Genomic DNA, 11,565 nt, shown 5'->3' with positions numbered 1-11,565 from the left:
TCAATGTGGTATTGCCCACTGAAAATTTCAAAGAAGGGGTAGAGAAATTCCTCGCCGAATTCCTGAACAAAAGCAAACCTGTGGCCATGTGGACGCGCCGCGCTATCATGGCAGGACTTAATGTAGATTTCCTCGAAGCCCTCAAGGTTTCCGAGATGATCTATCTCCAGGGATGTATGAAAACGGAGGACGCCGTCGAAGGGATCAGCGCCTTCATGCAGAAGCGGAAGGCTGTGTTCAAGGACAAGTAGCGCTTTATGATTTATACACCGAAAGAAGAAATCGACAGAAGGACTGCCCGGTTAAGAAGCTTAATGGAGAAGGCCTCGATTGACGGGGCCTTTTTTCACTATAAGATTGACTATTACTACTTGTCGGGTACTATGCAGGACGCAATCTTCTTTATGCCGGTCAACGGCGATCCCACCCTGTTCGTGAGGAAGGAGTTGACCAGGGCGAAAAAGGAATCCCCCATAGGGAACATCGTTCATGTTCACTCCTTTAAAGACGTCCCGGGGCAGGTCCCTTCCATGAAACGGGTCGGGTTGCAGCTCGATGTGCTCCCTTATAATGACGTCATCAAATTCAGGGAACTGTTGGGTAACGGTGAGTGCGTCGACGTATCGCCTCTTACCAAAGAGTTGAGAAAATACAAGTCTCCATTTGAAATCGGCCTCATGGAAGAGGCAGCATCTATCAGCAAGAAGGTTTACGCACTGGTGCCCCAAGTCCTTAAGGAGGGCATGAGCGAGATCGAGCTGGCAGGCTTGATGGAGGCTCATGCCAAGGCGTTAGGACACGAAGGGCTGCTGAGGGCTCGCTCGCTCAATTGGGAGGCCTACACCTGGCACATCTTAAGCGGCCACACAGGCAGCATCGTGAGCCAGGCCGACTCACCCATGGGGGGGCTCGGGCTCTCGCCCGCCTTTCCCGTAGGAGCGAGCCTCAAAAAAATCAAGAAGAACGAACCGATCCTTATCGACTTCGGCACCTGCTATCACGGCTATCAGGTCGATGAGACACGGATGTTCGCCATCGGATCCATGCCCAAGCTCTTCGTGAAGGCCTATGACGCCTGCAGAGAAATCCATTACCGTGTTCTCGACAAGGCCATCGAAGGGGTAACGAGTAAGGAACTTTTTCAATACTCGGTGGACCTTGCCCGCATCATGGGATACGGCGATTATTTTCTCGGATATAAGCCGCATCAGGTTCGTTTTCTCGCGCACGGCATCGGCATTGAGATAGCCGAACCCCCTTTTATCGCGGCAAGTCATACCTACCCCATCGAAGAAGGGATGGTCCTCGCCATAGAGCCAAAGATGGTCTTCCCCAATAAAGGCGCCTGCGGCATCGAAAATACCGTACTGATTGAGCACGGGCGCTACCGGATATTGACAGATATCGATGAAGACATCATTACCGTATGAAATTCCTTTTGTCCACGGGCTGTCTCTACGATCTCCCTATTGAAGACGTCTTTGCATACGCGCGGGAGGCCGCCTTTGACGGCTTAGAACTCGTGATCGACAGGAACTTCGACAACCGCCTGTATCTTGCGAGGGTGGCGAAGTGCGCAAGTACGCTTCCCGCAATGAGCGTCCACGCCCCTTTCGTCAACATGAAAACCTGGGGTGGCAAGGTCGACAGACTGAAACGCGCCGTAGAGGTCGCCCGTTCTCTTAATGCGCGGATCGTCAATTTCCACCCCCCTTCATGGCTTGCCATGGAAATAGGCTTCTATCGGTGGTTTAAAACCGTCGAAGACTTTCAGAAACGTCTCGATCTTGGGCCCATGCATCTCACCATCGAGAACATGCCTCGTCTGGGAAAGCGCCGCACTTTCTCGCCCTATGTCCTGAACGATATAGAAGCTCTTGTACCTTTCGCCATGGAGCGAAACCTTTTCTTCACCTTTGATATAACCCATCTCGCTACCTTCGGCTGCGATACGGTGGCTACGTTTCTCAAGATATTCAACACCGGACGGCTTAAGAATATCCATCTGAGCGATTACAGCGCCTTCAAGGGTCATCTTTGTCCGGGCAGAGGCGATCTTCCCATTGCAAGGCTGCTCAACACGGCCCGTCAAACGGGCTATGATGAACTGATCACTCTTGAGGTCTCTCCCGAGGAATTACCCAGGGCAAAGGATCTGCTTGTCAAGGTCATGGCGTTTCAGCTATCATATATGAAACACCACGCGGGAAAGGATTAGATGGCGAAGAAGACCGTTTTTGTGTGCGAAAACTGCGGGTATGAAACATTCAAATGGATGGGCAGATGCCCCAAATGCATGAACTGGGACACCATGAGGGAATTCACCCCTGCCGAGACCACGAGCCGTCATGAAAAGCAGAAGCCCGTCCTGGTTTCGGATGATGACGTGACGGAAGAGAGGATCATCCTGGGGATCGATGAGATGGACCGGGTGCTCGGTGGCGGCATCACCATGGGCTCGGCCATCCTGCTCGGAGGAGATCCGGGCATTGGAAAAACCACCCTCTGTTTTGAGATCGCGTCAAAAATGGTCCGCCTCGGGCTCAAGGTGCTCTACGTGTCCGGCGAAGAATCGTTGAAACAGCTTGCAGGAAGAAAAAAGAGGCTGCAGCTCAACGGCGCCTTTCCCTTCCTCGTGACGAATCAACTAGATGACATCCTCGATGCGGCCTCTGCCACGCGATACGACCTCATCATCATCGATTCCATCCAGTCTATCTACAACACAAAGCTGCCCATGCTTGCGGGCAGCGTGAGTCAGATCAAGGATGTCTCGTCGAGACTTACCATGGAACTCAAGGCTATGGACACAACCATGATCGTCATCGGCCATGTGACAAAAGAAGGGGCCATCGCCGGACCTAAAATCCTTGAGCATACGGTGGACACAGTTCTCTACTTTGAAGGTGACAAGATGCTCCCCTACAGGATGTTAAGGGCAATCAAGAACAGATTCGGCCCCGTGGATGAGGTGGGCATATTTCAAATGACACGGGACGGACTTGTAAGCGTTGAAAACCCTTCGCAATTCTTTGTGTCGGAGCGGGATGAAATGGCCTCGGGGAGCACGCTTTTCCCGTACATGAGCGGTTCACGCCCCATTATTCTCGAGGTGCAGGCCATCACCCAGAAGACGAACTTTTCCATGCCGCGCCGGCTCTCTCTTGGATACGACGTGAACAGGCTCTTCATCCTCATATCGGTTATCGAAAAAGCGATCGGAAAGTCCCTCTTCGACAGGGATATTTACGTGAATATTACAGGTGGCATGAAGGTGAACGAGCCCGCGGTGGACCTCTGCGTGGCCGCGTCGATCCTGTCGAGCTACAAAGATGTGAACCTGGGCCGACATGCGGCCTTTTTCGGAGAGGTGGGACTGACCGGCGAGGTCCGTAAAATAGTCTACATGGATGTGCGAATCAAAGAATGTCTCCGCCTTGGCGTCAAAAAGATATTCTGCCCCAAAGGGGTCGAGCCGATTGATGGCACAGACGTCGTTCCTCTCAGGAACTTAAAAGAGCTCTACGAACATATCGCCTGATTCGCAAAAAGGACTATGGCATTCTGAACTGCAGGTTCTTGGGCCGTATGGTAAGCACCGGACAGGGCGATTTCCGGACAACCTTCTCGGCGACGCTCCCGATGAGGATATGCTCGATCCCGCTTCTCCCGTGGGTGCCCATGACGATAAGGTCGATAGATTCGGCTTTTACGTAATCTATGATTTCTACGAAGGTTATACCGGTTCTCACGGTCTTCTTCACAGGAATGTCTATCTTCTTGATAATCTTATCGAAATCTTTGTCCACCCCCTTCTCCATGTTCTTTTCCACGGCCACCAGGTTCTCCGGGGTGAGAAAGGATTCGTAAGGCGTGTAATAGGTGAGGTTGGGGATTACATGGATCATGTGCAGGGCTGCGTCAAATTTCTTTGCGATATTCACGGCATACCCGACGATCTGATCGGTAAATTCGGAAAAGTCCACGGCGCAGAGAACCTTCTTAAACATCTTTTCCTCCCCATGATTATATTTAATAAATGATCTTATACACATGGGTTTTTGTTTAGTCAATGATTTTTTGCGCGATAAAACTATACCGACGAACTCGAAAAACATTGGATAAAGGCATGAAAAACCAGCTTGACAAAAATGCGACCCAGTTGCTATACTTGAAATATAGAAACTTGGAAAAATAGACGAAAATGCCCTTAATCACGAGATTAGGGCATTTTTTTACTGCCTGGAGAAGCTATGAGCATAAAAAATCACAGTGAAATTAAACATCTCGTCGATATGGGTATGGAGAAAGGCTATCTCACCCCGGACGAGATCAACGATGTATTACCTCAGAACATCTTTACCGCCGAAGATATTGAGGATATCTTCGATTTTCTTTCTGAAGCCAACATAGACATAGTCGAAACCATTAAGGAAAAGATCGAAACCCCTGAAGAGGAGACACAGGAGTGGGGAGAGGTCGAGCGGTTCCCGTCCGAGAGAACGGACAACATCATCTGGGCATACTTAAAGGACATCGGAAGGGTCTCGCTGCTCACCTCTGAAGAGGAGTATACGATCGCTAAGAGGATCGAAGACGGCGAACGTAAGATTCGCAACCTTCTTTTCGACCTTCCTCATGCGATTCACGAGCTGCAGGAAATCTCCTCCCATCTGAAGAAGGACACCGTCAACATCATAGATATCATTAAGAATATCGATGAAATGAACTATACCAAGAAAGACGAGGAGAAGTACAAGAAAAAGACCATCTCGCTTATTAACTCGATAAGGAGCTACCACGATAAAAAAGAGGCCATGCAGAAGAGTTTGACCGGAAGGGTGAGCGAGGCTACGAAGAAACAGAACGAGAAGAAACTCAAGGGCATTGAACAAAAGATTGAGGAGTCCCTGATCAATCTCAACCTTAACAAGAAGGTCCTCGAAGAAATCATCAGAAAGATAGGCAAACAGCTGAAATTCATGGATGACAAAGAAGTAAAAAAGGTCAAAAGAAGACTCATGGAGATCGGCGAGATCGAAAACGGCCTCAAGACCGTGAAGAACAGGCTTATCCAGGCGAATCTTAGGCTCGTCATCAATATCGCAAAAAAATACCTGAACAGGGGTCTCTCCTTTCTCGACCTTATTCAGGAAGGCAACATGGGGCTCATGAAGGCCGCGGAAAAATACGATTACCAGAAGGGTTACAAATTCTCCACCTATTCCACGTGGTGGATACGACAGGCCATAACCAGGGCGATCGCCGATTACGCCAGAACCATCAGGGTCCCTGTCCACGTCCTGGAGACCATGAACAAGATCACCAAGGTGACGATCTCGCTGTTTCAAGAGCTGGGAAGAGAACCGAACCTCGAAGAGATATCGTTTAAAGCCGGGCTCCCCTTAGAAAAAGTGCGGAAGATTATGAAGGTCTCCAACGAGCCGATCTCCATAGAGACACCCATCGGCGACGACGAATCCAAGCTCGGCGATTTCATAGCCGATCCCAAATCCCCCTCCCCCTTCAACGAGCTGGTGGGCATTTCCCTGAAGGAGGAGATAGACAAAGTGCTCTCGACGCTCACCCCGCGGGAGGAAAAGGTCATCAGGATGCGCCTTGGAATCGGGGAAAAGACCGATTACACCCTCGAAGAGGTGGGCGAAGTATTCGGACTGACCCGTGAGCGTATCAGACAGATCGAAGCAAAGGCACTACGAAAACTCAAACACCCGTCACGACGCAAACGTCTCGACAGCTTCCTGGAATAGATACCGGATCCGTCGCCGCGGGCGCTTGGGGTCCCTGTGTTTCCCTGGCTATCGGGGAATGGGGCTTTTCGGAATGGCTATTTGAGCGGTCCTTTCAAGAGGCGGATGTCGTCGATCCAGGCGATTCCCTTGCCGTTTATCACAAGATTAAGTTTTACCATGTCAGGCTTTTCTCCCTTTCTTAAGAAAAACGGCGTTTCCATGGTCATCCAATTCGTGTCGCCTGCCGCGGTGGACTGAAGGCCGCGCGAGAAGAATTCCCCCTTGCCCGGGAAGCGGCACCACATTTCGAGATATACCTGGCCCTCTATGCCCTGTGTCTTTATCTTCGCTTCATACGTCAGCCGGGCGTCCTCCACGTTGAGATCCGTGACCTCGAACAGCTTTACGACCATGGGTGCCTGAGCGGTAACCTTGAGCGATCCCCTGCCGTCACTCGACACGTCCTTGTCCAGCTGAACGTCAGACTGGGCGATTACCCCCTCAACGCTATCGAGGGGAAAACTCTTGAGGACCGTGACTTGCTGATTCGCCTTGGAGCAGCACAGAAACAGGGAGACCGTCAAAGCGCCAATCAAAAGTGATTTGAGTCTTGATGTCATGGAGTACTCCCTAGGTATTGAGTCTATCGTCTTTTATCAATGGGCGGTGTGATCGCGCATGCGTCATGAAGGAAGCTGATCGTGCGTGATCGCGTGGGACTTTTGGTTGGCGATCTCATATTGCCGGACCGGGGCTTTGTCGAGCCGCTCATCACGAGACATGATACGGGCCACGCGGGATTTGATCCTGGCAATTTTATCGGGTGGGAAAGGCCGGATGCGCGTATACGCAGGGTTCAGGGTGGATTCGGGCCTGAATTCCTGGATGAAGAACCTCCTGGCGCCTCGAATCAGAGAGGCGACTTCATAAATATCTACTTCGCGATGGAGAAAGGGCACAACCGTCATCCGGAACTCGTAGTCTACCGTATTTTCCATAAGAAATGCGATGCTCTCCCGTATCAATTCTTGGTCGACGGGCACACCGCACCAGCGCTCGTAACGATCAACGGGCCCCTTGACGTCCATGGCCACATAATCAACGAGGCCGTCTTTCACAAGACCTTTGACGATTGAGGGGTTTGATCCGTTCGTGTCGAGTTTGACAAAAAGACCCTCGCTCTTCAGCTTGCCGATCAAGCCGAAGAGTTCCATGCTGATGGTGGGCTCCCCGCCTGTAATAACCACCCTGTCGATCCAGTCCTTGTATTTCCTGAAATGGGCCACAATATATTCCACAGGCATGTCTTCCATGGCCTGATGGTCTATGACGAGGTCCTTGTTGTGACAGAACGGACACCGGAAATTGCATCCGCCAAGGAAGATCACCGAAGAGAGGTGGCCCTTCCAGTCCAGAAAGCTTGTATCTATAAACCCTTTTACGGGGGGATTAAGCCCTTTGCACGACATTCATGACCTCGTCGATGTGCGGCACACTCCCCCTCCACTCCTGAACAGAGTTCTCCGCTTCGTCTTCGATGAGAATCGTGGGCAGGGCCATGACACGGTAGAACGTCGCCTCAGCGAGCCCGTCGGTCGTACCCACGTTAAAATCATTTACTGCAACGTTTTGTTCCTGAAGGGTATCTCTGAGCTTCTTAGCCATCGGACACATCGGACAATCATCTTTGTAGAAAATCTTTACAATACCCATATCCCCTCCTCGTCTGAAATTCGAACATGCTACATCAATAAGGTAAACGTATCCTTTGCAATGCTATTCGTTGACTGCTTTTCTCTTCTCGGAGAAATACTCGATATTTCTGTGGCGGTCTTTGAGTTCACCCAGTTTGCCCTTGTTCCAGCTCGATACTTTGGTAAAGTATCCGGTGATCCTCGTTATGCCGTCCACATCGGCTGAGCCGCAATACGAACAGGTGTCCGAAAGACCACGGGACGTGCGATGGCACTTGTTACAGGTCGTAAACTCGGGAGAAAAGGCTATCTGGTCGTTCGTTGTGTTCCTAAAGGTCTTTATCACAAAATCCGCAATGGCTTCGCGTGAGGGTTGAGCCTCTCCAAGCCAGAGATGAGAAATGGAACCGGCCTCAATCAGAGGATGGAAAAGCCCTTCTGTGGTCACCCGCTCGATTGGATTCATGGCGTACTTCACATTGAGGTGCGTTGAGTTGGTGTAATATACCTCACCTGAAGCGATATCGCCTTTCACAACCCTTCCTGATGCCGGGGAGAAATACCTCAGATCGAGCCTCGCAAACCGGTAACTGGTGCTCTCGGCAGGGGTCTGTTCCAGGACGATCTTCATGCTTTCCTGCCTTCGTATCTTATCGGTAAGAAGGTTCATGTGGGCTATCACTCTCAAGCCGAACTTGAGCGCTTTCTTCGACTCGTGCATCTCCTCACCGGTGTGGATCTGCACCATCTCGTTGAGCCCCACCATGCCCACCAGGTGAGATGCAAGGTTGAACCTGAGATAGGGCATGCCGTCGCGATTCATGGCGAGAAGGGCAAGGGGCCCGTTCTCACCCAAGGAGAGGAGTTTCTCCATAAAAGCCCTCTTCTCCTTGTGGGCTTTCACCGCCAGGACAAACCTATCCGTGAGCAGATTGAAAAGCTTCGTATCATCCCTCTTTGCCATGTATGCAAGCCTCGGAAGGTTAAGCGAGACGTTCTGCAGCGCGCAGTAGCGCATCCTCCAGGGCTCCCTGGCATCGAGAAGGTCACGTTCCTCGAGTTTGAAGCTTAAGCGGCAGCATTCCGATATCTTTGCCGTCTCACCCCTGTCAAAGACATAGTAGGTGTTCCCCTTCTCGGCGGCCACTTCACAAATGAGATTGAGAAAATCCATATAGCCGTCGGTACGGAAAAACTTCTCCGTGATATGAACGATGGGTTTGGGGAAGAAGAATGGCCTGCCCGCGCCGTCACCTTCCTTGAAGACTTCGAAGAGGCTCCAGGCAAATCGTTGCGCCTCTTTCTCATATTCGCCGTACGTCTTGCCGGTAAATTTGCCGCTCGGTCCGATGGCCGGAACATTGACAAAATGTTTGGGAACTTCCCAGTAAATGTTGATATCGGTGAAGATCGCCTGCCCGCCCCGTGCAACCGCCTGCTGCGAGAATTCAAAGATAAGCATCTGAGAAAGCTGCTTCACATCGTTGTCGCTCATGCCTTCAATGTAGGGGGCAAAAAAGATATTAATCGCATCCCATCCGATGGCGCCGGCAAAATGGCTCTGAAGAGCCGCTGCAAACTTGACGAGATGGGCAAGAAGCACCTCAGGATGCTTGGCAGGCTTTGCCATGGAGAGCGAATGAGGCAGGTCCAGACCAAACTTCTTGATATATTCGAGCGACTGGCCGCTGCAATAGGGCCTGTCCACAAATCCGAGATCGTGAAGATGGACATCACCGTTCATGTGTGCGTCCGCGACTTCCTGCGAAAAAACCGACAGAAGGGCATATTCCTTCTTGATACCTTCGGCGAGCGTCAGGTTCGTGGCCTCCGGCCCATGGGGCACGTTTGCATTTTCCTTGTTCGGATGAAGGATCAGGCTGTCCACATCATAAAGAGGCATTCCGAGCCTCGTATGCATCTTCCGCGTGGATTCAAGCCCCTTTTCAATGAGTCGCGCATTGACAAGCTCCCTGATCAGGGGGGCGGTAATTACCTGGATACCGGATTTCCGGATCATCTGCTCAGCTTCCTTGCTGATTTGGTCCGCCGTATCACGATCGATGAGGGTCTCCCGAATGAGCGCGTCAGTTATTTTTGAACGATCCCAATCGGATATACTTTCCTCTGATGTCCTTACAAAAAGATTTAAATCCGTTGTTTCCATGAAACCCCCTTCTGGAAATTAGTCAGCTACCCGCAAAGAATACTCAACCGAATTACGCATCCTGCCCAAATTATTACTGAAAATAGCCCCACTCGATACTACATATAGTATGTTTACTAAATATCCATACTACATGTAGTTATTTTTAACTGAGTGCCCCTATTATTGTCAAGGAAATTTTTGAATTTTTTTTACGGATTGTTACTATCGAAAATCTTTCATTATTTCAAACATAGGGTCATTTCTTCAAGAATTTTCTCACCGTTTCGGCAACCGTCGAAGAGAGAATCCCCCCTCCTGCAAGCAAAAGGATAATCCCTATTATCAGAGACCCAAAGATGTTCTCCCCCTCGCCGTAGTAATATATGTCGCTGATAAAATGGATGCCAAAAACTATCATGATGACGGCGAGCGTGAAAAAAACACCGAAGACAAACCAGAACCAGAGCATCCTCATAGACTCTCCCTACCCTTTCTCTCGTTTAAGCGCATCGGCCGCCTGCTCAGGCGTTATGGAAACCACGTGGAATTCGTCGTCTCGCTTGTACTTCGAAGACCTGAAGTCTCTCGGCAGTATCTCCACGTGCCAGTGGAAATAATCCTCTATAGGCGCCTCTTCGCTATATGCGTCCCTGAATACCATGGTTGGGGCCGTGTGGATCTCCAGCGTGTAGGCGCTCGTGAGCTGCTCTATCCTTTTCATAAGGTCGAGTACGATACTTACAAAATCGTTCTTCACGGCGGGATCGCGGAATGCTTCGAAGAAGACGTCATGGGATCTCGGCACAACCCAGGTCTCATAGGGAAACCGCGGAGCAAAGACGCAGATGGCCGCAAAACTTTTGTTCAGGCTCACCAATCTCTTACCCTGACGTATCTCCTGATTCAGGATGTCACAGATGAGACACCGCCTTTTCTGCAGATAGTGCATCCGCGTATTGAGGACCTCTGTGGCAATCCCCGCCGGCACGATCGGCGTGGCAAGCACGTGTGAGTGGGGATGTACGATGTAGGAACCGGCGAGCTCCCCATGGTTCTTGAAGACCTGTACGTACTTGAAGCGTTTGTCCCTTCTCAGATCGGTTACGCGTTCCTGGTACATCTCGAGCAGCATGGAAAGGTCCTGCTCCGTATACGTGGACATAGTTTTGGTATGCGATCTGCTCTCAACGATGATCTCATGCGCGCCTACATTGCCCATCTTGTCGTACATACCCTCCGCCCGCTTGTTCTCCTCAACTTCTATCATGAATACAGGGTTAGCCGCGGGAAAACACCGGATGAGCCAGTCGCCGGCCGAATCTTTATATTCCCTGATTGATGCCGGCGTCGAAGACTCGTTGCCGGGACAGAAAGGACAGGGGCCCGTACCTCCGCTTCTCGTGACCCCGTATCCCACGACCACCCAGTCGCCGGACAGGGGATTTCTTCTTAATTCGGCCATTTTTTCTATCATAGACCAGAAAGAGACCTATGTCAATGTAAGGGGCTCGCGTCGCCCCCTCCACCAGCGAAGCTGTCGGAGCCTTCCCCTTCTGTCTCGGTTACCCGAGACGCAGGCTTTCGCCTGATATCGGGGCTCGTCATCAGCCCCCTCCAGCACGCGTGATACCTGGTCCTCCCTTCCGGAACAATGAAACCGAACCAGCGCCGAGAAGATAGCCATAATTGACCGTAATCCTCAGTTTGCCTATCTTTCTCACCGTCCAGCATTCCCAACGGTAATCGGTAACTGGCTTGGTCTTTGTCAAGCCCATCCCGACTTACCTTATAATCTTTAATTGAGAAACTGACTTTAGAGATGATACAATGAGTGGAAACAGGTCAGCGCTGTGAGATCACTCAATATCGTTTAGGCTATAAAGATCATGAAACTTCTGTTCATGCCAGGATTAGACGGTACCGGTATTTCATTTGAACCATTGAGGCAATACCTGCCCTCAGACATTTC

Annotated in this window: 13 protein-coding genes; 5 read left to right on the top strand and 8 right to left on the bottom strand. The window is 50.8% G+C overall.

Going from position 1 to position 11,565, the window contains the following annotated elements; translation table 11 throughout:
* From VMT62_02660 to radA, 4 genes are all read left to right on the top strand, one after another.
* Positions 1-251 (top strand): hypothetical protein (locus tag VMT62_02660; GenBank protein ID HVN95305.1); only part of this gene is annotated, 251 nt, incomplete at its 5' end.
* Positions 252-257: 6 nt separating this feature from the next.
* On the top strand, positions 258-1,430 hold the full coding sequence (locus tag VMT62_02655; GenBank protein HVN95304.1) for a Xaa-Pro peptidase family protein: 1,173 nt from the start codon (positions 258-260) through the stop codon (positions 1,428-1,430).
* Positions 1,427-2,218, top strand: a complete 792-nt coding sequence (locus VMT62_02650; GenBank protein ID HVN95303.1) for a sugar phosphate isomerase/epimerase — start codon at positions 1,427-1,429, stop codon at positions 2,216-2,218. The genes VMT62_02655 and VMT62_02650 overlap by 4 nt, the downstream gene beginning before the upstream one ends.
* Positions 2,219-3,541, top strand: coding sequence for a DNA repair protein RadA (gene radA / locus VMT62_02645; protein HVN95302.1), 1,323 nt, complete (start codon positions 2,219-2,221; stop codon positions 3,539-3,541). It abuts the gene before it with no gap.
* A 13-nt stretch (positions 3,542-3,554) separates the two neighbouring features.
* On the opposite strand, the gene VMT62_02640 is transcribed toward radA, so the two are convergent.
* The gene (locus VMT62_02640; protein HVN95301.1) at positions 3,555-4,010 is read right to left on the bottom strand and encodes a universal stress protein; all 456 of its coding nucleotides are present in this window, start codon (positions 4,008-4,010) and stop codon (positions 3,555-3,557) included.
* A 243-nt stretch (positions 4,011-4,253) separates the two neighbouring features.
* Here VMT62_02640 and rpoD point away from each other — a divergent pair, with 243 nt between their 5' ends.
* Positions 4,254-5,771, top strand: coding sequence for an RNA polymerase sigma factor RpoD (gene rpoD / locus VMT62_02635; protein HVN95300.1), 1,518 nt, complete (start codon positions 4,254-4,256; stop codon positions 5,769-5,771).
* A 77-nt stretch (positions 5,772-5,848) separates the two neighbouring features.
* Here rpoD and VMT62_02630 read toward each other — a convergent pair whose 3' ends face one another.
* From VMT62_02630 to VMT62_02600, 7 genes are all read right to left on the bottom strand, one after another.
* A complete protein-coding gene (locus tag VMT62_02630) occupies positions 5,849-6,373 on the bottom strand; it encodes a hypothetical protein (protein HVN95299.1) in 525 nt (174 codons plus the stop codon).
* 63 nt (positions 6,374-6,436) lie between these two features.
* Entirely contained in the window at positions 6,437-7,222 is a 786-nt protein-coding gene (locus tag VMT62_02625; protein ID HVN95298.1) for an anaerobic ribonucleoside-triphosphate reductase activating protein, read from the bottom strand.
* Entirely contained in the window at positions 7,203-7,466 is a 264-nt protein-coding gene (locus VMT62_02620) for a thioredoxin family protein (GenBank protein HVN95297.1), read from the bottom strand. The genes VMT62_02625 and VMT62_02620 overlap by 20 nt, the downstream gene beginning before the upstream one ends.
* 63 nt (positions 7,467-7,529) lie before the next feature.
* Entirely contained in the window at positions 7,530-9,614 is a 2,085-nt protein-coding gene (nrdD, locus tag VMT62_02615) for an anaerobic ribonucleoside-triphosphate reductase (protein ID HVN95296.1), read from the bottom strand.
* A 238-nt stretch (positions 9,615-9,852) separates the two neighbouring features.
* Positions 9,853-10,071 carry a hypothetical protein gene (locus VMT62_02610; protein ID HVN95295.1) on the bottom strand — a complete coding sequence of 73 codons (219 nt, stop codon included), beginning with the start codon at positions 10,069-10,071 and terminating at the stop codon, positions 9,853-9,855.
* 9 nt (positions 10,072-10,080) lie between these two features.
* Positions 10,081-11,058, bottom strand: coding sequence for a DUF4931 domain-containing protein (locus VMT62_02605; GenBank protein HVN95294.1), 978 nt, complete (start codon positions 11,056-11,058; stop codon positions 10,081-10,083).
* Positions 11,059-11,200: 142 nt separating this feature from the next.
* Positions 11,201-11,365, bottom strand: a complete 165-nt coding sequence (locus VMT62_02600) for a hypothetical protein (GenBank protein HVN95293.1) — start codon at positions 11,363-11,365, stop codon at positions 11,201-11,203.
* Positions 11,366-11,565: the final 200 nt, after the last annotated feature.

The sequence above is a fragment of the Syntrophorhabdaceae bacterium genome (assembly GCA_035541755.1).
Classification (GTDB): Bacteria; Desulfobacterota; Syntrophorhabdia; order Syntrophorhabdales; family Syntrophorhabdaceae; genus PNOF01.
The sequence above is the reverse complement of the archived record's forward strand: the minus strand, read 5'-3'. Positions and strand labels throughout refer to the sequence as shown.

What these genes read in the sequence shown, in the direction of transcription:
- VMT62_02625 (HVN95298.1), bottom strand. Translation starts at nt 7,222, where the DNA reads ATGTCGTGCAAAGGGCTTAATCCCCCCGTAAAAGGGTTTATAGATACA.
- radA (HVN95302.1), top strand. Translation starts at nt 2,219, where the DNA reads ATGGCGAAGAAGACCGTTTTTGTGTGCGAAAACTGCGGGTATGAAACA.
- VMT62_02650 (HVN95303.1), top strand. Translation starts at nt 1,427, where the DNA reads ATGAAATTCCTTTTGTCCACGGGCTGTCTCTACGATCTCCCTATTGAA.
- rpoD (HVN95300.1), top strand. Translation starts at nt 4,254, where the DNA reads ATGAGCATAAAAAATCACAGTGAAATTAAACATCTCGTCGATATGGGT.
- VMT62_02640 (HVN95301.1), bottom strand. Translation starts at nt 4,010, where the DNA reads ATGTTTAAGAAGGTTCTCTGCGCCGTGGACTTTTCCGAATTTACCGAT.
- VMT62_02610 (HVN95295.1), bottom strand. Translation starts at nt 10,071, where the DNA reads ATGAGGATGCTCTGGTTCTGGTTTGTCTTCGGTGTTTTTTTCACGCTC.
- VMT62_02620 (HVN95297.1), bottom strand. Translation starts at nt 7,466, where the DNA reads ATGGGTATTGTAAAGATTTTCTACAAAGATGATTGTCCGATGTGTCCG.
- VMT62_02605 (HVN95294.1), bottom strand. Translation starts at nt 11,058, where the DNA reads ATGGCCGAATTAAGAAGAAATCCCCTGTCCGGCGACTGGGTGGTCGTG.
- VMT62_02630 (HVN95299.1), bottom strand. Translation starts at nt 6,373, where the DNA reads ATGACATCAAGACTCAAATCACTTTTGATTGGCGCTTTGACGGTCTCC.
- nrdD (HVN95296.1), bottom strand. Translation starts at nt 9,614, where the DNA reads ATGGAAACAACGGATTTAAATCTTTTTGTAAGGACATCAGAGGAAAGT.
- VMT62_02655 (HVN95304.1), top strand. Translation starts at nt 258, where the DNA reads ATGATTTATACACCGAAAGAAGAAATCGACAGAAGGACTGCCCGGTTA.